19 protein-coding genes and 2 tRNA genes are annotated in these 21,727 nt (G+C 71.6%); 17 read left to right on the top strand and 4 right to left on the bottom strand.

Translation table 11 applies throughout. The annotated features are described in order from the left end of the window. Nucleotides 1-86: 86 nt before the first annotated feature. Nucleotides 87-1,526: a polysaccharide pyruvyl transferase family protein gene (locus KUM38_RS03905; RefSeq protein WP_217127827.1), complete on the bottom strand. Its 1,440-nt coding sequence runs from the start codon at nt 1,524-1,526 to the stop codon at nt 87-89. A gap of 224 nt (nt 1,527-1,750) precedes the next feature. Between KUM38_RS03905 and proB the strand changes: the two genes are divergently transcribed. The 5 genes from proB (at nt 1,751) to KUM38_RS03930 (ending at nt 6,661) form a co-directional block, all read left to right on the top strand. Then, nucleotides 1,751-2,878 (top strand): glutamate 5-kinase, encoded by a 1,128-nt coding sequence (gene proB, locus KUM38_RS03910; RefSeq protein WP_308408896.1) that lies wholly within the window; start codon nt 1,751-1,753, stop codon nt 2,876-2,878. A 133-nt stretch (nt 2,879-3,011) separates the two neighbouring features. Then, nucleotides 3,012-3,479, top strand: coding sequence for a hypothetical protein (locus KUM38_RS03915; protein WP_217127828.1), 468 nt, complete (start codon nt 3,012-3,014; stop codon nt 3,477-3,479). A 71-nt stretch (nt 3,480-3,550) separates the two neighbouring features. Further along, the gene (locus KUM38_RS03920; RefSeq protein ID WP_217127829.1) at nt 3,551-4,837 is read left to right on the top strand and encodes a glutamate-5-semialdehyde dehydrogenase; all 1,287 of its coding nucleotides are present in this window, start codon (nt 3,551-3,553) and stop codon (nt 4,835-4,837) included. Nucleotides 4,838-4,909: 72 nt separating this feature from the next. Continuing rightward, nucleotides 4,910-5,500, top strand: coding sequence for a hypothetical protein (locus KUM38_RS03925; RefSeq protein ID WP_217127830.1), 591 nt, complete (start codon nt 4,910-4,912; stop codon nt 5,498-5,500). Nucleotides 5,501-5,587: 87 nt separating this feature from the next. Next, entirely contained in the window at nt 5,588-6,661 is a 1,074-nt protein-coding gene (locus KUM38_RS03930) for a hypothetical protein (RefSeq protein ID WP_217127831.1), read from the top strand. Nucleotides 6,662-6,910: 249 nt separating this feature from the next. Here the strand turns inward: KUM38_RS03930 and KUM38_RS03935 are convergent, their stop codons facing one another. Then, nucleotides 6,911-8,029 (bottom strand): M48 family metallopeptidase, encoded by a 1,119-nt coding sequence (locus tag KUM38_RS03935; RefSeq protein ID WP_217127832.1) that lies wholly within the window; start codon nt 8,027-8,029, stop codon nt 6,911-6,913. Between the two features lie 352 nt (nt 8,030-8,381). Here KUM38_RS03935 and KUM38_RS03940 point away from each other — a divergent pair, with 352 nt between their 5' ends. The 9 genes from KUM38_RS03940 to KUM38_RS03980 all read left to right on the top strand — a co-directional run bounded on the left by KUM38_RS03940 (nt 8,382) and on the right by KUM38_RS03980 (nt 13,198). Beyond that, complete coding sequence (locus KUM38_RS03940; RefSeq protein ID WP_217127833.1) at nt 8,382-8,546, top strand: hypothetical protein; 165 nt, start codon at nt 8,382-8,384, stop codon at nt 8,544-8,546. 61 nt (nt 8,547-8,607) lie between these two features. Further along, nucleotides 8,608-9,246: a nicotinate-nucleotide adenylyltransferase gene (gene nadD / locus KUM38_RS03945; RefSeq protein WP_217127834.1), complete on the top strand. Its 639-nt coding sequence runs from the start codon at nt 8,608-8,610 to the stop codon at nt 9,244-9,246. A 16-nt stretch (nt 9,247-9,262) separates the two neighbouring features. Then, nucleotides 9,263-10,972: a LytR C-terminal domain-containing protein gene (locus KUM38_RS03950; protein WP_217127835.1), complete on the top strand. Its 1,710-nt coding sequence runs from the start codon at nt 9,263-9,265 to the stop codon at nt 10,970-10,972. Between the two features lie 94 nt (nt 10,973-11,066). Then, nucleotides 11,067-11,501 carry a ribosome silencing factor gene (rsfS, locus tag KUM38_RS03955; RefSeq protein ID WP_217127836.1) on the top strand — a complete coding sequence of 145 codons (435 nt, stop codon included), beginning with the start codon at nt 11,067-11,069 and terminating at the stop codon, nt 11,499-11,501. Continuing rightward, nucleotides 11,498-12,166, top strand: a complete 669-nt coding sequence (locus KUM38_RS03960; protein WP_217127837.1) for a histidine phosphatase family protein — start codon at nt 11,498-11,500, stop codon at nt 12,164-12,166. Before rsfS ends, KUM38_RS03960 begins: the two co-directional genes overlap by 4 nt. 132 nt (nt 12,167-12,298) lie before the next feature. Next, nucleotides 12,299-12,371, top strand: a tRNA-Ala gene (locus tag KUM38_RS03965). Between the two features lie 201 nt (nt 12,372-12,572). Further along, a complete protein-coding gene (locus KUM38_RS03970) occupies nt 12,573-12,746 on the top strand; it encodes a hypothetical protein (RefSeq protein ID WP_217127838.1) in 174 nt (57 codons plus the stop codon). 3 nt (nt 12,747-12,749) lie between these two features. After that, nucleotides 12,750-12,983, top strand: a complete 234-nt coding sequence (locus KUM38_RS03975; RefSeq protein WP_006136074.1) for a hypothetical protein — start codon at nt 12,750-12,752, stop codon at nt 12,981-12,983. A gap of 142 nt (nt 12,984-13,125) precedes the next feature. Further along, nucleotides 13,126-13,198, top strand: a tRNA-Ala gene (locus tag KUM38_RS03980). A 123-nt stretch (nt 13,199-13,321) separates the two neighbouring features. On the opposite strand, the gene KUM38_RS03985 is transcribed toward KUM38_RS03980, so the two are convergent. Both KUM38_RS03985 and KUM38_RS03990 read right to left on the bottom strand, forming a co-directional pair. Continuing rightward, nucleotides 13,322-14,932 (bottom strand): NADH-quinone oxidoreductase subunit NuoF family protein, encoded by a 1,611-nt coding sequence (locus KUM38_RS03985; protein ID WP_217127839.1) that lies wholly within the window; start codon nt 14,930-14,932, stop codon nt 13,322-13,324. Beyond that, nucleotides 14,929-16,218: a ferric reductase-like transmembrane domain-containing protein gene (locus tag KUM38_RS03990; RefSeq protein WP_217127840.1), complete on the bottom strand. Its 1,290-nt coding sequence runs from the start codon at nt 16,216-16,218 to the stop codon at nt 14,929-14,931. Before KUM38_RS03990 ends, KUM38_RS03985 begins: the two co-directional genes overlap by 4 nt. Before the next feature lie 485 nt (nt 16,219-16,703). On the opposite strand from KUM38_RS03990, the gene leuS reads away from it, so the two are divergent. The 3 genes from leuS to KUM38_RS04005 all read left to right on the top strand — a co-directional run bounded on the left by leuS (nt 16,704) and on the right by KUM38_RS04005 (nt 21,531). Continuing rightward, on the top strand, nt 16,704-19,622 hold the full coding sequence (gene leuS, locus KUM38_RS03995; RefSeq protein ID WP_217127841.1) for a leucine--tRNA ligase: 2,919 nt from the start codon (nt 16,704-16,706) through the stop codon (nt 19,620-19,622). A gap of 248 nt (nt 19,623-19,870) precedes the next feature. Next, complete coding sequence (locus KUM38_RS04000) at nt 19,871-20,602, top strand: hypothetical protein (RefSeq protein WP_217127842.1); 732 nt, start codon at nt 19,871-19,873, stop codon at nt 20,600-20,602. An 83-nt stretch (nt 20,603-20,685) separates the two neighbouring features. Further along, a complete protein-coding gene (locus tag KUM38_RS04005) occupies nt 20,686-21,531 on the top strand; it encodes a DegV family protein (RefSeq protein WP_217127843.1) in 846 nt (281 codons plus the stop codon). Nucleotides 21,532-21,727 lie beyond the last annotated feature (196 nt).

The raw sequence follows: 21,727 nt of genomic DNA on the forward strand, positions 1-21,727 counted from the left end.
GTCGACGCAGAACGGGCGCCCGGGTTAACGCGCGTCGACCTCCGGACGACACGCGGGTGTCCGGACCCTGGAGTGACCTGACCGTGCTATACGGTCCCGCTGCCCTTCGGCGCGGCCTGCCGTCCCGGCTGCAGCGCACGCCGCAGGGGGCGGACCACCACGCGCCGCGCACGGCGGTAGACCGAGGGCTTCACGGCGGCCACGGCGGGCTTGGCCGCCTTGGCCGTGTTCTTCGCCGCGGACTTGGCCTTCGCCAGGTCACGCTTCAGCTTGGTGTTGTCCTCGGTGAGCTCGGCGACCCGGCCGTACATCCAGCTGAACCGCGCGGTGAGCGAGGCGGGGTCGTTGTCGAGCCAGGGGCGGATGCCCGCGGGGAAGGACAGGGACCGGAGCTTCTCGTCGAACGCCGCTCCGCCGTCGCCGTGCGTGAAGGTGTTCTGCAGGCCGTTCTTGTCGAGGAACGCGGTGAACCGGTCGAACCGCTCGCGGTGGTTGCCGGTCAGCGCGCTGAAGTCGGCCTTCTCGTACAGCTCGGCGGGGTCGGTGTCGGGGGCCGTCTGATCGAGCTGCTGGTGCGGTATCTCGAAGTAGCGGCACAGCTCCAGCGTGCGCGAGTCGAAGGCCAGCACCGTCGCGGGCGTGCCCGCCAGCAGCGCGGCGATGTTGCCGTGGATGCGCGAGCCGAAGGAGTAGTCGAAGTCCCGCAGGTCGTCGAACCAGGTCTGCGGGTCGATGTACACGCGGACCTTGTCCTCCCGGTACATCGGGTGGTCCGGGTGGGTCGGCATCAGGGTGATCCGGCCGGCCGGGGAGTTCACGTCCCGCCAGTGCAACTGCTTGGCGTCGGTGAGGTTCTGGCCGATGTAGCGCAGGTTCGGGTAGCGCGCGTGGGTGCGGCTGAGGATCTTGTGCAGGCCGCCGCTGCGCATCGCCGTGTGGGAGCCGTTGACCGCGATCCGCGACTCGGGGGTCAGCGCCGCCGCCTTCTTCTCCACGGTGAGCTTGTCGCCGTGCAGGAACATCGACGGGCAGCCGATGACCTCCACGTCCCTGAAGCCCATCTCGTTGAGGTACCGCTCGGTGAACTCGCCGCGCACACCGATCGACGCGCTGTGGTCCAGCACGGCCGAGCAGAAGGCGCGCACGGTCGGCTCCAAGGCCTTCAGCCGGTCCGCGTCGTACGTGATCCCGCTCTGCGCGCCGACCCCGAGCACCACGACCGGGATCTTCAGCTTGTTGATCAGCCGGGTCAGGCGCTCCAGCGAGGCCTCGAACGACGGCCGGAAGGCGTTGGCCAGCGGCACCACGAACACGTCGTACTCGTCGTTGATCCGCCCGGCCGCCGTGACGTCCGTCCGCATGCCGTTCGAGACGACCTCGGTGTCGGGTGCCGTGAGGATCTTGTGGGCGGCGTCACTGAAGATCAGGTTGCCCGAGTTGGTGGCGATGACGTCCCTGTGCAGGGCTTCTTCCACGGGTACGACGTCGAACGGGCTCTTGCCCGACCGGAGCAGGATGCGTCTCACAGGGCGCCCTTCAAGATTTCAAGATAGTACAGACGTTCACATTATGTTTGAAGTTCCTTTGATTTCTATAGGCAACCAATACAACCTTTTCGACGTACGCGGAGCGTGTTCGCGTGATCGCCCCGGGTGGTCGGTCCGGGGAGTGAAACACCGAGCGCCCGCTGATCCGCTTCGCGTAGATTGCCTGGTGGGCGATCGATCGACGTGAGGGGACGGGCGGCAAGGTGGCAGGGGTGAGGCAGGCCGTGGGTGAGGCGCGCAGGATCGTCGTCAAGGTCGGCTCCTCGTCGCTGACCACCGCGGCGGGCGGTCTGGACGCGGATCGCGTGGACGCGCTCGTCGACGTGCTGGCGAAGGTGCGGAGCGGGGGGGAACGGGAGATCGTCCTCGTCTCCTCCGGTGCCATCGCCGCCGGACTCGCCCCGCTGGGCCTGCGCCGCCGGCCCAGGGACCTGGCCCGGCAGCAGGCCGCCGCCAGCGTCGGCCAGGGGCTGCTGGTCGCCCGCTACACCGCCTCCTTCGCACGCTACGGCGTCCGGGTCGGCCAGGTGCTGCTGACCAGCGACGACATGAGCCGCCGCGCACACCACCGCAACGCCTCCCGCACCCTCGACGAGCTGCTGGCGATGGGCGCGTTCCCGATCGTCAACGAGAACGACACCGTCGCCACCGACGAGATCCGCTTCGGTGACAACGACCGGCTCGCCGCCCTCGTCGCCCACCTGATCCGCGCCGACCTGCTGGTCCTGCTGTCCGACGTGGACGGTGTCTACGACGGCGACCCCGCCCGCCCCGGCACCTCGCGGATCGCAGAGGTCAGGGGTCCCGCGGACCTCGCCCACGTCGAGATCGGCAGCGCCGGCAAGGCGGGCGTCGGCACCGGCGGCATGGTCACCAAGGTCGAGGCCGCCTCGATCGCCGCCGCCGCCGGCATCCGGGTGGTGCTGACCAGCGCGGTGCACGCCGCCGACGCCCTCACCGGCGGCGACACCGGCACCTACTTCCACCCCACAGGGCGCCGCTCCGCCGACCGGCTGCTGTGGCTCCAGCACGCCTCCACCCCGCAGGGCTCGATCACCCTGGACGACGGCGCGGTGCGCGCGGTCGTCCAGGGCCGCAAGTCGCTGCTGCCGGCCGGGATCGCGGGCGTCGAGGGCGAGTTCAGCGCGGGCGACCCGGTCGAGCTGCGGGACCGCGAGGGGCGGGCGGTGGCCCGGGGGCTGGTCAACTTCGACGCCAAGGAGATCCCCCTCCTGATCGGCCGCTCGACCCATGAGCTCGCCCGGGATCTCGGGCCGGAGTACGAACGTGAGGTCGTACACAGGGACGATCTGGTGGTCCTGCATCCGTAATGGGCGAAAACGTCCGCCCTCGGTGGGGGACGTTCCGTGAAAGTGCCCCGCGATCCCCGGCGGCCTGCTCAACTTTGTTGCGAGGACACATCCGCCCGACCACCGGGTGGGTCCGCGCGTGAAGGAGGCCGTCGTGAGACGAGTGCGCCCGGGGACGACGTCGTTCCGCGGGGCCGGCTCCCGTGCGGCCGGCGACGAGCGCGCCCTGAGCAGCGTCGCGGCCGGTGACCGGTTCCAGGGCGGCGGCGAATCCCGGGACCTGCCGCGCCTGTGGCACGTCACCCTCAGCGTCTCCGGCGAACCGGCCCCGGTCGCGGAGGTCCGGCGGGCGCTGGAGCAGCTCGCCCACGACCACCCGTTCCTGCTGACCAGCCGCTACGCCGACGACCACGCGGAGATCCGCTACTGGGAGGAGGCCCGCGACCTGCACGACGCGGCCGCCGTGGCGCTGCGCCTGTGGGGCGAACACCGCCAGACCGCCGGCCTGCCGCCCTGGGAGATCGTCGGCCTGGAGGTCATCGACCGGGCCACCTACCACCAGCGCGTCGCGGCGGGGTACGGGCCGGTCCTGGCGACCCCGGTGGGCGTGCACCCGTTTTAGACGCAAACGTCCCTGTCTCGGGGTGTGGGACGACCGCCTGCCGGCCGGGCCGCCCGCACTACCCTTTCCCCATGACCACGCTCTCGCCGTACGACTCGATGTCCCCGGTCAACCAGGCCGCCTACCGGGCCAAGGGCGCCGCCGCCACCCTCGCGCCGCTGCCGCGCGCCGCCAAGGACGACGCGCTGCTCGCCATCGCGGACGCGCTGGAGGTCCGTACGAGCGAGATCGTCGAGGCCAACGCCCAGGACGTGGCGAAGGCCCGCGAGGCCGGTATCAGCGAGGGCATGATCGACCGGCTCACCCTCACCCCGGAGCGGGTGCGCGCCATCGCCGCCGACGTGCGGGACGTGGCCGCGCTGCCCGACCCGGTCGGCGAGGTGGTCCGCGGCTCCACGCTGCCCAACGGCATCGACCTGCGCCAGGTCCGGGTGCCGCTCGGCGTCGTCGGGATCATCTACGAGGGCCGCCCGAACGTGACGGTCGACGCCGCCGCCCTCTGCCTGAAGTCCGGCAACGCGGTCCTGCTGCGCGGCTCCTCCTCCGCGTACCGGTCGAACACCGCGCTGGTGCGGGTGCTGCGCGACGCCGTGCACGGCGCGGGCCTGCCCGCCGACGCCGTGCAGTTGGTGCCCGGCGAGAGCCGCGACAGCGTGCGCGAGCTGATGCGCGCCCGCGGCCTGGTCGACGTGCTCATCCCGCGCGGCGGCGCCTCCCTGATCAACACGGTCGTCCAGGAGTCGGTCGTCCCGGTCATCGAGACCGGCACCGGCAACTGCCACGTCTACGTCGACGCGCAGGCCGACCTCGACATGGCCGTCGAGATCCTGGTCAACTCCAAGGCCCAGCGGGTCGGCGTGTGCAACGCCGCCGAGACCCTCCTGGTCCACCAGGACATCGCCGCCGAGTTCCTGCCCCGTGCCCTGGACGCCCTCGCCGACGCCGGGGTGACCGTGCACGCCGACGAACGCGTGATGGCGTACGCCAAGGACTCCCGCGCCACCGTCGTGGAGGCCACCACGGAGGACTGGGAGACCGAGTACCTCTCCCACGACATCGCCGCCGCCGTCGTCGACTCCCTCGACCGGGCCGTCGAGCACATCCGGCTGTGGACCTCCGGCCACACCGAGGCGATCGTCACCACCTCGCAGCAGGCCGCCCGCCGCTTCACCCAGCTGGTGGACTCCACCACGGTCGCGGTGAACGCCTCCACCCGGTTCACCGACGGCGGCCAGTTCGGCTTCGGCGCGGAGATCGGCATCTCGACGCAGAAGCTGCACGCCCGGGGACCGATGGGCCTGCCCGAGCTGACCAGCACGAAGTACATCGTCACCGGCGACGGTCACGTACGGCGCTGAGCCGCTCACGGGAGGGGAGCGGCGGTACGGCCGTCTCGGCAGACGGATGAATTTCCATACGGTCTGCCCAAATTGACCCCCCAGGTCTACTCTGGATCCGTGCCGGAGGACGTGGGGGGCACGCCGTTCCCTGACGGCTGGGAGCCCGACGACGACCACGACCGCGGGGTGTCGGACGAAGAGTTCGCCTCCGTGGTCTTCGACGAGGCCTTCGTACGGGCGGCCGAGGTGCACGAGCCGACCGCCGTCGAACGCCTCCTGGCCGCCGCGCAGGCCAGAGCCGAGGCCTCCGAGGCCGAGGCCCACCGGGCCCGTACGCGCGGCGAGCGGTACGACGAGGGGTACGGCGGTTACCGGGGCGACTCCGGCTACGACGACCCGGACGACGAGGACGTCCCGGAGGACGACTACGGCTCCCCGGGCCCGTACGGCAGACAGGTGCGCTGGCACCGTCCCGTCGCCTGGATGCTCGCCCTGGTGATGGGCATCGGCATGGTCGCGCTCGCCTTCTCGGCCGTCTACCGGGGCGCCTCCTCCAGCCGCCAGGACCCGGCCCCGCCGCCCGCCACCGCCGGCGTGGAGCAGGGGGGCGTGGCGGCGCCCTCCGCGTCGGCCGACTACTCCCGGCCGACCGTCCCGGTGATCCCGCGCGGCGGCCCCTGAGACCGGCCGCAGGCTTGGTGAGAACCTGTCAAAACTTGTGCGTCGGTCGGGCGTTTACCGGGACCTCCCCGGACCTACCCTGAAGATATGGGAGGGCCTTCGGACCCACCCGAGGGGACACCCGAGGGAGCCCCCGGAGGTGGCGAGGACGAGTACAGGTCCGTCGTCTTCGACGAGTCCTTCGTCCGCGCTGCCCGGCTCCAGGAGTACTCCGCCGAGCAGCGCATCACCGACCACGCGCCCGCCGTGCGCCGCCGCCCGCCGCGGAGCCGCGGCGGTCTGTCCCGGCAGGCGCTGATCCTGATCCTGCTGATCGCCGTGGCCTTCGGCACCGCCGTCTACATGGGCCTGCGCCACCCCTACCGGAACCCCGCCGCCGACGACCCCGCCGAGCCGCTGCGGATGACCGTCGTCCCGCTCGCCCCGCGGGGCGAGGTCCCCGGCACCGCCGACGTCGAACAGCTGTACGCGCACAGTCCGGCGGCGCAGTTCCGGCCCGGCGCCGAGGGGGTGCCGCTCCCGGCGTCCCGGCGCACCGCGCACTTCTCCGACGGCCAGGTGGTGAGCGCGCTGTTCACCGCGAAGGACTACATCGTGCGGTCCGCCCTCGACCCGGGCGTGCTCACCGGCGGCCAGACCCGCCCCGTGCGGGCGCTGCTCGACTCCGGCCAGCTGGACCAGTTCGACCGGAGCTTCGACCGGCCCACCGCCGACGGACGGCACGCGCCCACCGGATGGCTGGTGCGCTTCGACCCCGCCCGCGTGCGGCTGGCCGACCACGAGATCCGCGTCCAGGGCACCATGCGGGCCGCCGAGACCGACTCCTCCACCCTCGAGGTCACCACGGACCACACGTTCGTCTACGCGCTGCGTCCGGCCGGCGCGGACCGGGACGCCGAGGCGTCGCTGTTCACCGTCCGGCGCGAACTGCACTTCCGCTTCGACCGCGACGACCTGCGCCTGCACCAGGCGGAACTCGTCGCCACCCGCGTCCAGGCCGGCCCGCTGTCCTGCGCCGAGGACTCCGCCGCCCGGCTGCGCCCGCTGCTGGCGGGACAGACGGCGAAGCAGACCGCCCCCGCCGGCACCGACCCGTACGCCACGGGCAGCACCCCGGCCCTGTGCGGCACCCTGGCGCCGGGCGCACAGCCGAAGCTGTGAGCGCCGGGCGGCGAAGCGCGGGATCGGCGGGTGGTGTGGTGGCCACCTGCCTGAGCCCTGTGCGGCTGCTTCGGGCCTGAGGATTTTTCGCCCCCGCCGCCCCTTCCCGTCCCGAACCTGGGGCTCCACCCCGGACCCCGCTCCTCAAACGCCGGAGAGGTTAAGTTTCAGCCTCTCCGGCGTTTGAGGAGCGGGGGTCCGGGGGCAGCGCCCCGGGATGGGACGGGTAAGGGCGGCGGGGGCGACCTCCTACGCCCCGCCGCGCGGCGGTTCGTCGTCCCCCGTGCCCGGCGGCGTACCCGGCTCCTCCGGTCCCGGCTTCGGGGGCGACGACGCGAAGCCGCCGAAGCCGCGGCGGACCCGGCCGCCCAGATCCCCGGCGCCGCCCGCGATGTCGCTGACCAGCTTCATCAGCGGGTCCTTGGAGCTGCGCACCTCGTCCGCGTAGCTGCTCGCCGACTCCCGCCAGGAGTCCCGCACCGAGGCGTCCTTGTCCTCGTCGCGGCGCGGGTAGTGACCGTCCATGATCCGCTGGTAGTCGCGGGAGGCCGCCCACTTCTTCAGCTCGGCCGCCCGCACGGTGGTGAACGGGTGCGAGCGGGGCAGCACGTTGAGGATCTTCAGCACGGAGTCGCGCAGATCGCCCCCGGCCTCGTACTCCTCGGCCTGCTCCAGGAACGCGTCCACGTTCATCTCGTGCAGGTGGTTGCCGCCCGCGATCTTCATCAGGCCGCGCATCGAGGCCTGCGGATCCTGGCCGACCAGCAGCCCCGCGCGGTCCGCGGACAGCTCCGACTTGCGGAACCACTCGCGCAGCGCCGTCACGATCGCCATGATCGCGACGTTGCCGAGCGGGATCCACGCGACCCGGACCGCGAGCGACGTCAGGAAGAGCAGGACCGTCCGGTACACCGAGTGCCCGGACAGCGCGTGTCCGACCTCGTGCCCGACGACCGCCCGCATCTCCTCCTCGTCGAGCAGCTCCACCAGACCCGTGGTCACCACGATGATCGGCTCGTCCAGGCCGATGCACATCGCGTTCGGATTCGGGTCCTGGTTGACGTACATCGGCGGGACCTTCTCCAGGTCCAGGATGTAGCAGGCGTCCCGCAGCATGTCGTTGAGGTGCGCGAACTGCCGGTCCGACACCCGCACCGAGTCGGACAGGAACAGCAGCCGCAGACTGCGCTCGGGCAGCAGGCCGCTCAGCGCCTTGAAGACCGTGTCGAAGCCGCTCAGCTTCCGCAGCGCCACCAGCGCGGAGCGGTCGGCCGGATGCTCGTACGCCCGCGAGGAGATCCCGGGGAAACGCCTGCGCTGCCTGCTCGGCACGCTCTCGTGCCCGTTGTGCTGGTGGCCGTCGGACATGTGTCCCCCATGTGCGTCTGAGTGGTCCTTCGCGGCCCTTCGCTCCCCCCGGGGCGAAGCCCGGCCCGGCCGGAGTCACCGCTGCCGGGCGGTGACGGACGGCGGGACGGCCGAGGAGGTGCGGGGATTCCGCTCCGGGTGCTTCCGATCGTGATGGTGGTGGTGGGCTGTGCGCTCACCGCGTGGTTCCTGTCACGCGGCTACAGCCGGAAGGACGACTGGGCGGCGGGGAAGGTTCCTTCCACCCGCCACCGCGCCCGCAACGGCGGAGTCGGCGTGATCGGCGCGAAGGCGCCCGCATACGATGAGCCGACGTCTTTACACCGCCCACACGCGATAGGTCCTGCCGAAGATGAGCATCCACAGCACCGCTGCCCAGTTCGCCACCCTTGCCGCCGAGGGCGGAGAGCACGGCGGCAACCACGAGAGCCTCAACCCCTACCTCACCGGCGGCGGCGCCCTGTTCGTCCTGCTGCTCCTGCTGTGGGTCACCACCCGCTTCAACCGCGACCGCTGAGTCTCCCGCCGGCCGCCCTGGCGGACGGGGTTCTCAGGCCGGGCCGGTAGGGTCTGCACGCATGGGAGAGCAGGACATGCCTACCGGCCCCGGCAACGGCCCGGCGCGGCAGGGCAGGCGCCGTCTCGGCGTGATGGGCGGCACCTTCGACCCGATCCACCACGGGCACCTGGTGGCGGCCAGCGAGGTCGCCGCGCAGTTCGGACTCGACGAGGTGGTGTTCGTCCCCACCGGTCAGCCGTGGCAGAAGAGCCACCGCGCGGTCTCCGCCGCCGAGGACCGCTATCTGATGACGGTCATCGCGACCGCCGAGAACCCGCAGTTCTCGGTGAGCCGCATCGACATCGACCGCGGCGGCCCCACCTACACCGTGGACACCCTGCGCGACCTGCGCGCGCTCAACCCGGACACGGACCTGTTCTTCATCACCGGCGCCGACGCCCTCGCCCAGATCCTCACCTGGCGCGACAGCGAGGAACTGTTCTCGCTGGCGCACTTCATCGGCGTGACCCGGCCCGGCCACCACCTGACCGACGCGGGCCTGCCCGAGGGCGGTGTCTCGCTGGTCGAGGTTCCCGCCCTCGCCATCTCCTCGACGGACTGCCGTGCGAGAGTCGCCAAGGGGGAACCCGTCTGGTATCTGGTGCCGGACGGAGTCGTGCGCTACATCGACAAGCGCGAGCTGTACCGCGGCGAGTGAGCCGAGAGGGGCACCGGTGAACGACCGATACGACGCGGGGTACGGGGCCGACGGGGGCGCCCCGTACGAGCTCGTCGGCTACGACGAGTACGGCCGGCCTGTCTACCGCCAGGCCACGGACCAGCAGAACCATCAGTACGACGGGTACCAGCAGCAGGGCTACGGCTACGACCCGTACGGCACGGGCGGACACCAGCAGCCCTCGTACGACCCCTACGGGACCGGGACCGGGACCGGGACCGGAGCCCCGCAGCAGTCGCAGGCGCCGTCCTACGACTCCTATGACCCCTACGGCACCCGGCAGGACGGCCAGGGCGGCCAGGGCGCCCCGTACGACCCCTACGGGCAGACCGCGCACACCGGGCAGCAGCCCCGCGTCACCGAGCAGACCGCGCACATCCCGCAGCAGCCCGGACCGGCCGACGACGAGCAGGGCCCCGACGGGCCCGCGCCGGAGTACCGCACCGAGCAGTTCGCCTTCGTCGAGGAGCCCGACGGCGACTCCGAGGACGTCATCGACTGGATGAAGTTCACGGAGAACCGCACCGAGCGCCGGGAGGAGGCCAAGCGCCGCGCCCGCAGCCGGATCGTCGCCCTCGTCGTGGTGTTCGCCCTGGTCGTGGCCGGTGGCGTCGGCTACCTCTGGTACGCCGGGAAACTGCCGGGCCTGTCCGACTCCGGCTCCGGCACGGGCACCACGACGGCCGCGGGCGCGCAGAAGCGGGACGTGATCGTCGTGCACCTGCACGACACCACCAACGGCGGCACCGCCACCGCCCTGCTCGTCGACAACACCACCACCGAGCAGGGCACCACCGTCCTGCTGCCCAACTCCCTCGCCCTGACCGCCGACGACGGCACCACCACCACGCTCGCCAAGTCGGTCGAGGACGACGGTTCCGAGGGCACCAGGACCGCCCTCGACACCGTCCTCGGCACCGACATCGAGGGCACCTGGCGGCTGGACACCCCGTTCCTGCTCACCCTCGTCGACCTCGTCGGCAACATCGAGGTCGACACCGACACCGACGTGCCCGACCCGGACGCGAAGAAGGGCGAGGCGCCCCTGGTCAGGAAGGGGAAGGGCCAGACCCTCAGCGGCAAGGCGGCCGTCGCCTACGCCACCCACCGCGGCCCGGGCGAGGACCAGAACGCCCAGCTGGAGCGGTTCGGCCAGGTCCTGCACGGCGTCCTGCGCAAGATGACCTCCGACCCGGACGCCGCCACGGTCACCGTCCAGACCCTCGGGCAGATCATCGAGCCGCCGCTCACCGACAAGGACCTCGGCTCCTTCCTGGCCCGGCTCTCCGACCGTGCCAAGGGCGGTGACCACAAGAGCGCGCTGCTGCCCGTGCAGGACGACGGCACGCTCACCGCCCAGGCGAGCGACAGCGTGGTCAAGGACGTCCTCGGCGGCACCGCCAAGAGCCCCGACCCGGACGCCGCCGTCAGCGTCTCCGTGCGCAACGCCACCGGGGTGGAGAACCGCACCGAGAAGGCCCGGGTGGTGCTCCTCAACGGCGGCTTCACCTTCCGGGAGGCCGGCACCGCCGCCGCCTCGGAGGCGACCTCGAAGGTCGTCTACGCGGACGCCGCCGACAAGGAGAACGCCACCGAGGTCGCCAAGACCCTGGGGCTGCCCGCCGACTCCGTCACCAAGGGCGAGGTCTCCGCGAACGCCCGCGTCTCGGTCGTCCTCGGCCAGGACTACGAACCCGGCTCGTAGCGCGCTCCGGGCGCACCCTCCGTCATCGCGTGGGGTGCGCCCGGCGGTCCGTGAGACCCTGGAGGGCAAGTGTCCACCGACCGAAAGCCTCGCAGTGACCGCAACCGACCGTTCCCTCGAGCTCGTCACCACCGCCGCCCAGGCGGCCGCCGACAAGCTCGCGCACGACATCGTCGCCTACGACGTCAGTGACGTGCTGTCCATCACCGACGCCTTCCTGCTGGCCTCCGCGCCCAACGACCGTCAGGTCAAATCGATCGTCGACGAGATCGAGGAGCGGCTCAGCAAGGAGCTCGGCGCCAAGCCGGTCCGCCGCGAGGGCGACCGCGAGGCCCGCTGGGTGCTGCTCGACTACGTCGACATCGTCGTCCACGTCCAGCACAGCGAGGAGCGCGTCTTCTACGCCCTGGAGCGGCTGTGGAAGGACTGCCCCGAGCTGGAGCTGCCCGAGGACGCCAAGGCCACCCGCGGCAAGGCCGCCGAGCACGCGAAGCTCCAGGAGGCCGTGCAGCCGGGCGGTGAGTGGTGAGCGCCACCGGTGAGGTGAGCGGGCCCGCGCGCCGGGGCCGCCGCGTCATCCTGTGGCGGCACGGCCAGACGTCCTGGAACGTGGAGCGCCGCTTCCAGGGCTCCACGGACGTGGACCTCACCGAGACCGGCGTCGCCCAGGCCCGCCGGTCCGCCCGCCTGCTCGCGGGGCTGAAGCCCGACGCGATCGTCGCCTCGGACCTGAAGCGGGCCGCGGCCACCGCCGCCGAGCTCGCCGCGCTCACCGGCCTGGACGTCACCCACGACGAGGCCCTGCGGGAGACCTACGCGGGCGTCTGGCAGGGCCTGACGCACGACGAGATCATCGCCAGGTACGGCGACGAGTACACCGCGTGGAAGCGCGGCGAGCCGGTCCGCCGGGGCGGTGGCGAACTGGAGACCGAGGTCGCCGACCGCGCCGCCCCCGTGGTGCTGCGGCACGTCGAGAAGCTCCCGGAGGACGGCACGCTCGTCGTGGTCAGCCACGGCGGGACCATCCGCACCACCATCGGCCGGCTGCTCGGACTGGCCCCGCACAACTGGGAGAGCCTGGGCGGTCTCACCAACTGCTGCTGGTCCGTCCTCGGCGAGGGCGCCCGGGGCTGGCGGCTGCTCGAGCACAACGCCGGCACCCTGCCGGAACCGGTGCTCGGCGACGACGACTGAGAGTGCTTCGATCCGGCCCCGGGGCGTCCCGGGACCCGGATTTCACTTTCCGGCAGGTCACAGGCTAGAGTTCTTCTTGTTCGCCCCGCCGAGCGGGACGGAACACCGGGAAGTCGCCTCGTGTGGCAACCAGGGGCTATAGCTCAGTTGGTAGAGCGCCTGCATGGCATGCAGGAGGTCAGGAGTTCAATTCTCCTTAGCTCCACATGACGAAGATCCCGCCTCCCTCAGGGAGGCGGGATCTTTCGTTGTCCGCCGGTGAGCAGAACGGTCCTGGCGCGCGTATACCTCTGCGAGGCGTCGAGCCGTGTCCCGACCGGTACCACGGCGTCGCTGACCGTGTCGGCCCGGCCGTGGCAGAATCAAACGGCCGGAAGGGGGCGCGGCCCGACGGGAGGGAGTTGTGATGCCTGCGAGCATCCTCGAGGAGGTCGACCACCTCCTCGGAGCGGTGTCGACGCGACGGACCTCGACCCGCCTCAGCTGCCCCTCCTGCGGCTCCGCGCACGTCGCCCAGGTGCTCGGCGACAACGGCGGGGTCTCCTACGTGTGCACGGCCTGCGGCCACAGCTGGAGCTGACCGATGGGTGCACACAGGCGGAAGTGCGACTGGTGCGGCAGCGGGACGCCGATCGTCCGGGACATGGAGCCGATCAATCCCGACTACCAGTACTGGTGCGAGGAATGCGCGCGGGCGCTGATCATAAAAGGCGACCCCATCGAGACGTACCGCGAACTCGAGGGGGAGCCGATCTACGGTCGGCTGCTGGAGGAGCACTGCACACTCAAGCGCTTCTATTCGTTCGTGACCGCGTAGCCCTCGGTAGGGGCAATTCCGGACATAGGCGAGCGAAGTGAAACCGATTTGGTGTTGGCCGGGGTCGACCGTGTAAAGTTGGCTCTGCCGCCGGGGAAACCGGGCGACGCGGACAACATGCGGCTCCGCCGCGTGAAAGCAAGGGGCTATAGCTCAGTTGGTAGAGCGCCTGCATGGCATGCAGGAGGTCAGGAGTTCAATTCTCCTTAGCTCCACAGAAGTAGAGGGCGGATCATCCGAACGGATGGTCCGCCCTCACTGGTTCCGTCCTTGTCGGGCCTGTTCTTGCCGGGTCTGTTCTTGCGGGTTGCGCCCTCACCGCCGGTGAGGGCGCAACCTCAGCGTCCCAGGGCGCGCCGACCGCGCCCCTGCGAGAGCACCGGCAGATTGCGCGACGGCGCCTTCGCCTGGGGTGACTCGTCCTCGATACGCAGGGCCAGTGCCGGGCAGCGGCGCACCGCCCGCAGCGCCTTCGCCTCCGCGAAACGCGGCACCTGGGCCTGAGCCACCGTCGGGAAGCCGTCCGCGCCGAGCTGGAAGACCTCCGGGAGGATGTCCGCGCACAGGCCGTGGCCCCGGCACAGCGTCCAGTCGACGTAGATCTTCTGGCGGCTCGGCCCGTTCTCCTCCCCGCCGCCGCCCGGGATGCCCGTAGGGGCCCTGCCCCCCTCGAAGAGCGGCAGGACACCCGCCACGGGCCGTCCGCAGCCGTTGCCGAGGACATGGGCGGCGAGGTCGTCGGTGAACGCCTTGAGGGTCGACTCCAGGAACATCGCGGAGCCGTCCGGGTGCGAACACGCCCCGCGCCGCTTCACGTTCCTGGCGACCTGCTTGACCGCCTCCAGGGCGGCGGGGCCGCCGCCGTTGAGGATGTCCTCGAGGCCGCGCGCGGCGGCCGGCAGCCCCAGGTAGCAGGGGCCGCACTGGCCGGCGCTCTCCTCCGCCAGCCACTGGGCGACCCGCAGCGACTCGCCCAGCGGGCAGGTGTCCTGACTGATCGGCAGGATCGCGCCCGCGCCCAGCGAACCGCCCACCGCGTCCAGGGAGTTGCGGGAGACGATCGCCTCGTTGACGGTCGCCGCGTCGATCCACTTGCCGTGGTAGCCGCCCGTCAGCACCCCCTGCGGCATCGGCGGGGCGCCGGCGAGCTGGAGGACGTAGCGCAGCGGCACACCCGTCGGCACCTCGATCACCATGGGGCGGGCCACCGCCCCGGACACCGTGAGCATCACGGTGCCCGGCTCGTCGTACAGGCCGGTGTTGCCGTAGCGCTCCGGGCCGATGCGGGCGGCGATGGCGAGCTGGGCGAACGTCTCGGCGTTCGACAGCAGCGTGGGCGCGCCGCCGACGCCGTTCTTCGAGGCGCTGACCTTGCGGCCCGGCGGGATGGCCGGGCCGCCGTCGATGGAGCGGATCAGGGAGGCCGCCGCGCCCGTGACCATGCGGACCGGGTTGCGCTGCACGCGGGCGCGCAGCGCGGAGCGGCGCCCGTTGTTCAGGCCGCGTTCGGCGAGCGCGGCCTCCATGGAGCGCTGGGTGGACTCCCGGGTGACCCCCACCACGAGCGTGCGGGCACCCATGGCCTCGGCGCACAGCAGCGCGCCGTCCAGGATGAGGTGCGGGGCACGGTTGATCAGCACCGTGTCCTTGCGGCAGGCCGGCTCGTCCTCGCTGCCGTTGACGACGACGACCGGCCGCACGCCGCGCTTGATCGCCGATTCGGCGACCGAGCGCAGCTTCTTGTGGAAGGGGAAGCCCGCGCCGCCGCGGCCCCTGAGGTTGATGCGTTCGGCGAGCTGCGCGAGCTGCTCACCGCCCAGGGGTTCGAGCGGCCCGTGCACCTTGAGGTGCATGGGCAGGTCGAGCCGGTCGACAAGGTCGAAGCCCGACGTGAGCTGGGGAAGCCCGACCACGCGGACTTCGGGTACGTCGGGCAGGGCCTCGTTCACTTATAGCCTCCGGACGGAGTGTTCCAAGGTTCGCCCGAACCCGGTGCGTCGAAGTCGTAGGACGACGAGGGCGACGCACCGGGGAGTGGTTCATTGGCGGGACCGCTGTTGTACGTGTCACTCGGGTTGTACGTGGCGTAGAGGCCGTTCGTCTCACCGGTGTCGTACACATCACTCGAACCGAAGCCGGAGGCGGCCGAATTGTCATAGGCCGGGATGGTGTATCCGGTGTCCTGGAGCGGGTCGTACGCCGACGGCGGGGCCTCGCCGACCGGTGGCGGGGACGGGATCGGCCAGTTGCCCGAGGTGCTGGAGGGGCCGTCCACGCGCGGGACGGCCTCCGTGGGCCGCATGTCCAGCGGCAGCTCCATGCGGGCGGTCGCGTCGGTGAGGGGCGTCTGCCCGGCCGGTGGCCGGCCGGGCGCCGACACCGCGCGGTAGGCGGCCGCGAAGCCGTTCGCCGGTTCCGGGGCGGGGGCGCGTTCGGCGGTCTCGTACAGCGGGCGCTCCTCGCGCGGGCGCCCGCCCCGCCGGTCGCCGTCCCCGCGCGGACGCCCGTCGCCCCGCGCGGAGTCGCGCCCGCCGCCGTATCCCGGCAGGGGGGACCCGGCCGCCCGGGACCTGCTCTCCTCCAGCCGTTCCTCGCGGCCCCGCTGCGGGCCGGCGACGGCGTCGAGCAGCGCGGTGATCCGGTCGGCGATTCCGCGCTTGACGCGGGGCGGGGAGGCGCGCACGGCGAGGGCCGCCATGACGCCGACCAGGGACAGCCCGTAGAGGATCAGGAAGATCGGCTTCGCGGCTCGACCCGCGTAGAGGCCGTGCACCAGCGCGGCGCACCAGGCCGGATAGGCCAGCATGTGCATCGCCCGCCAGCGGGCCGCGACCGGTGCCGGGGAGGCGAAGCGGTTGCGCAGCACACCGGTGATGCCCACGAAGACCATCAGCAGGCCGGCGAGGGTGCCGAGCCCGATGAGGAAGGACCGGCCGGCGACGGCCTCGTCGTCCGTGAGGGCCAGCCCGAAGGGGACGACCGCGGCGATCCACGTGGTGTGGTCCAGGGCCAGCTTGATGCCTATGTGCATCAGCAGGAAGACGATCGAGGCGACCGCGGTGGTCCGGTGCACCGCCTGCGCCAGGATCCGCTGGCGGGGACCCAGCAGGATCCGGTCCTGGGCGACGAGCCCCCAGATCACCGAGCAGCTGAGGCAGACGAGCGACAGGACGCCCACGCCGAAGTTGAGGAACTCGGCGAACCAGTCGTCCGCCGTGCTGTCGTCCGGCCTCACGACCTGCCTCCCGGCGTCACGGCGCGGAGCGGGTACGACGGAGCCGCAGCCGACCGGCCCCGAGCGGGGGGTGGTGGGCTGCTGTCTGGACGAGGGTTCATGGGGGCAACTCCGAAGGTTCGGTAAAGCGGTCCCGCTGCCGAACTCTAAGGCTCGTCATACCGATGAGTACGGGGTTTGAGTTATTGCGCTGTTATCAAAAGACAATGAGGCCGTTGCGATGTCCCTTAGCAGTCGTTACGCGAAGTAACCCTTGACCTTGGGTCAACATGTCGTGGAAGCGCGTCGCGACCGGATCGGTGGCTGCGGTACCCTGGCGCCATGCGTGCCGTACGCCTTCTGCTTAGCGAGCCGCGCTGATCAGTCCCGACCGCCGGTCACCGGCAGGCCGGAATCGGCGCGGCGTCCCCTCCTGTGCGAGGGGATTTTTCATTTCCAGGAAGCCGCAGCAGCAGGCAGAGACGATCGATGGAGCATTGAGGATCATGAGCGAGACGAACCCCGCTGCCACCGCAGCCGCGGAGGCCGCGCCGCACCGCTACACGGCCGCCCTGGCGGCCGAGATCGAGGCACGCTGGCAGGACTTCTGGGACGCCGAGGGCACCTACGCCGCCCCGAACCCATGGGGGTCCCCCCGCTCGAGCGAAGCCGAGAGTGGGGGAGGCGACCTGTCGGGTGATCCGGAGACGGCCGCCAGGCCCAAGAAGTTCATCATGGACATGTTCCCGTACCCCTCCGGTGCGGGACTGCACGTCGGACACCCCCTGGGCTACATCGCCACCGACGTCTTCGCCCGCTTCCAGCGCATGACCGGGCACAACGTCCTGCACACCCTGGGCTTCGACGCCTTCGGCCTGCCCGCCGAGCAGTACGCGGTGCAGACCGGCACGCACCCGCGCGTGTCGACCGAGGCCAACATGGAGAACATGAAGTCCCAGCTGCGCCGGCTGGGCCTGGGTCACGACAAGCGCCGGTCGTTCGCCACGATCGACCCGGAGTACTACAAGTGGACGCAGTGGATCTTCCTGCAGATCTTCAACTCCTGGTACGACGACGAGGCGAAGCGGGCCCGCCCGATCTCCGAGCTGGTCGAGCGGTTCGAGTCCGGTGAGCGCGCCGTCCCCGGCGACCGCTCCTGGAGCGAGCTGACCGAGGTCGAGCGCGCCGACGTCCTGGGCGAGTACCGCCTGGCCTACGCCTCCGACGCGCCGGTCAACTGGTGCCCCGGCCTGGGCACCGTGCTGGCCAACGAGGAGGTCACCGCCGAGGGCCGCTCCGAGCGCGGCAACTTCCCCGTCTTCAAGGCCAAGCTGCGCCAGTGGAACATGCGCATCACGGCTTACGCGGACCGTCTGCTGGACGACCTGGACGCCCTGGACTGGCCCGAGGCCATCAAGCTGCAGCAGCGCAACTGGATCGGCCGCTCCGAGGGCGCCCGCGTCGGCTTCCCGATCGACGGCGAGAGCATCACCGTCTTCACCACCCGCCCCGACACCCTGTTCGGCGCGACCTACATGGTGCTGGCGCCCGAGCACCCGCTGGTCGAGAAGTTCACGCCCCAGGAGTGGCCCGAGGGCACCCACGAGGTGTGGACCGGCGGGCACGCCACGCCCGCGGAGGCCGTCGCCGCCTACCGCGCGCAGGCCGCCGCCAAGTCCGACGTCGAGCGGCAGGCCGAGGCCAAGGACAAGACCGGCGTCTTCATCGGCGCGTACGCCACCAACCCGGTCAACGGCGAGCAGGTCCCCGTCTTCATCGCCGACTACGTCCTGATGGGCTACGGCACCGGCGCGATCATGGCCGTCCCGGCGGGCGACCAGCGCGACTTCGAGTTCGCGCGCGCCTTCGAGCTGCCGATCCGCTGCATCGTCGAGCCGACCGACGGCCGCGGCACGGACACCTCCACGTGGGAGAACGCCTTCGCGTCGTACGACGCGAAGATCATCGCCTCCTCGAACGAGCAGGTCTCCCTGGACGGCCTGGGCGTCGCCGAGGCCAAGACGCGCATCATCGAGTGGCTGGAGCGCACGGGCCACGGCGAGGGCACCGTCAACTTCCGCCTGCGCGACTGGCTGTTCAGCCGGCAGCGCTACTGGGGCGAGCCCTTCCCGATCGTCTACGACGAGGACGGCGTCGCCCACGCGCTGCCCGAGTCGATGCTGCCGCTGGAGCTGCCCGAGGTCGAGGACTACAGCCCGCGCACCTTCGACCCGGACGACGCCGACACCCAGCCCGAGACGCCGCTGTCGCGCAACGAGGACTGGGTCAACGTCACCCTGGACCTGGGCGACGGCCGCGGTCCGCGCAGGTACCGCCGCGAGACCAACACCATGCCCAACTGGGCCGGTTCCTGCTGGTACGAGCTGCGCTACCTGGACCCGCACAACAGCGAGAAGCTGGTCGACCCGGCCATCGAGCAGTACTGGATGGGTCCGCGCGAGGGCATGCCGCACGGCGGTGTCGACCTGTACGTCGGCGGTGCCGAACACGCCGTGCTGCACCTGCTGTACGCCCGCTTCTGGTCCAAGGTGCTGTACGACCTGGGGCACGTGTCGTCGGCGGAGCCGTTCCACAAGCTGTTCAACCAGGGCATGATCCAGGCCTACGTCTACCGCGACAGCCGGGGCATCGCCGTACCGGCCGCCGAGGTGGAGGAGCGCGACGGCGGCTACTGGTACCAGGGCGAGCGGGTCTCCCGGCTGCTGGGCAAGATGGGCAAGTCCCTGAAGAACGCGGTCACTCCGGACGAGATCTGCGCCGAGTACGGGGCCGACACGCTGCGCCTGTACGAGATGGCCATGGGTCCGCTGGACGTGTCCCGGCCGTGGGACACCCGCGCGGTGGTCGGTCAGTTCCGGCTGCTGCAGCGGCTGTGGCGCAACATCGTCGACGAGGCGAGCGGCGAGGTGACCGTCGTCGACGGGGGTGACGTCGACGAGGACACCCTGCGCGCCCTGCACAAGGCGATCGACGGCGTGCGCGGCGACCTGGAGGGCATGCGCTTCAACACCGCCATCGCCAAGGTCACCGAGCTGAACAACCACCTGACCAAGCGGGGAGGCGCGCTGCCGCGCTCCGTCGCGGAGCCCCTGGTGCTGCTGGTCGCTCCGCTGGCCCCGCACATCGCCGAGGAGCTGTGGCGCAAGCTGGGGCACACGGACTCGGTGGTGCACCAGGACTTCCCGGTGGCCGACCCGGCGTACGTGGTCGACGAGACCGTCACCTGTGTCGTGCAGATCAAGGGCAAGGTCAAGGCGCGGCTGGAGGTGCCTCCGGGCATCGCCGAGGACGAGCTGGAGAAGGTCGCGCTGGCCGACGAGCGGGTCGTCGCGGCGCTGGACGGCGCCGGGATCCGCAAGGTGATCGTCCGGGCGCCGAAGCTGGTGAACATCGTCCCGGCGTGACGTGAGCGTCGGGGCCCGTCCGGCATGAACCGCCGGGCGGGCCGCAGGGCGCCCGGTGATCTGGTGGGCCAGGCGATCCGGGTGGTCTGGGTGGGCCAGGTGATCCGGGTGATCCGGGTGGTCCGGGTAGTCCCCTACGGGCAGGTTCGGGGTTCTTCAGGAACTCCGGGCCTGCCCGCTGCGTTTACCGTTGAAGAGCGGCGCGAAGCGCGCCGGGACAGGTCAGAGGGGTCCGGAGGAGGAGCTTCGTGGAAGCGGTGTTCGCAGTGGTAGCCCTGCTCTTCGTGCTCTTCGTCGTGCTCGGCGCCTACGCCACGGTGAAGGTCGTCGGCGCCGCCAAGCGCAGCGCGGACCGCCACATCACCCAGGCCCGCCGCACGGTCGAGGACCACACCCTGCGGGCCAAGGCCTTCGCGCAGCCCGGCCCGGCCGGCGAGATCGCCCAGCTCCGGCTGAGGCTGCGCACCTCCATGCGGGCCACCCAGGACGCGCTGGAGGCCGCCGTCGCCGAGGACGAGTCCCTCAAGGAGTCCCTCGGCCTCTTCCAGCGGCTCAGCGCGCACGGCCACGAACTGGACGGCGAACTCAGGCGCCTGGAGTCCGAACCGGACCGCACCACCCTCGCCGCCCGGCTGCCCGAGCTGCGCGAGCGTACCGAGCGCATCACGAGTTCCGCGGACTCCCTGCGCTGGGCGGCCCGCGACCGCGCCGGCCGTTTCGCCTCCGACGACCTGGACTCGCTGAGCGAGCAGATCGACATGGAGGCCGGGGCGCTGCGCCACTGGACCACCACGGAGCAGCACCCGGCGCCCCCGCCCTGGCCCGAGGCCCCCGCCGCCGGCCGGACCCGGCAGGACACCCCGGAACCCGCCCCGGCGAAGGAACAGAAGCAGCAGCCCGCCCGGCCCGCCATCACCCCGCCGGCACCGCGTCCCACCTACCCCTGGCAGAAGAAGCCCCGCCCCGAGAGCACCACGTGAGCACCCCCTGATCCGGCCACCGTCGAACCCGCCCCGCGAGGCCGGGCTGCCGCACGGGCACTACGGCAGGTAACCTCCAGCTCATGTCCCGCCATGTCGCGATCGTCACCGATTCAACGGCCTACCTGCCGACCCGGACGATGGAGCGGCACCGCATCACGGCGGTACCCCTGACCGTGGTCCTCGGCGACCGCGCGCTCGAAGAGGGCACCGAGATCTCCACCCGCTCCCTCGCCCAGGCTTTGCAGAAGCGGCGCCCGGTCACGACCTCACGGCCCGGCCCCGAGGTGTTCGCCGAGACCTACCGCAGGGTCGCCGAGTCCGGCGCCACCGGCATCGTCTCCCTCCACCTCTCCGCCGAGCTCTCCGGCACCTACGACGCGGCGGTCGTCGCCGCCCGCGAGGCGCCCGTGCCGGTACGGGTGGTGGACACCGGCATGATCGCGATGGCGCTCGGGTTCTGCGCGCTGACGGCGGCGGAGACCGCGGAGGCGGGCGGCACGGTGGACGAGGCGGTCACGGCCGCGGAGAAGCGGGCGGCGGACACGTCCGCGTACTTCTACGTCGACACGCTCGACTATCTGCGCCGGGGCGGCCGGATCGGCGCCGCGCAGGCCCTGCTGGGCTCGGCCCTCGCGGTCAAGCCGCTGCTGCAGCTGGCGGGCGGCCGGATCGAACCGCTGGAGAAGGTGCGCACGGCGTCGAAGGCGATCGCCCGCCTGGAGGAGATCGCGGCCGAGCGGGCGGGCGGGGCGGAGGTCGACGTCGCCGTCCACCATCTCGCCGCGCAGGAGCGCGCGTCGGCCCTCGCGGACCGGCTGCGGACCCGGCTGCCGGGACTGGCCGACCTGCACGTCAGCGAGGTGGGCGCGGTGATCGGGGCGCACACGGGGCCCGGACTGCTGGGGGTCGTGGTCTCGGCCCGGTGAGGCCGGTGCGCTCGTACGGGTGACGGGGTTGTCCACAACCGGGCGGTAATCCCCGGAAATCGAGCAAGATCATCGCGGATGGGGTGATGTGCCGGATCCTCCTCGCATGGCACTTCGATCACGTTCACGCACAGGGACAGCGACCAGCGGCCCGGGCCGCCCGCCCGCCTCCGACGGCCGCGCCCGCCACCGCCGG

It is taken from the genome of Streptomyces sp. AC558_RSS880 (genome assembly GCF_019049255.1).
In the GTDB taxonomy this organism is placed as follows: Bacteria; Actinomycetota; Actinomycetes; order Streptomycetales; family Streptomycetaceae; genus Streptomyces.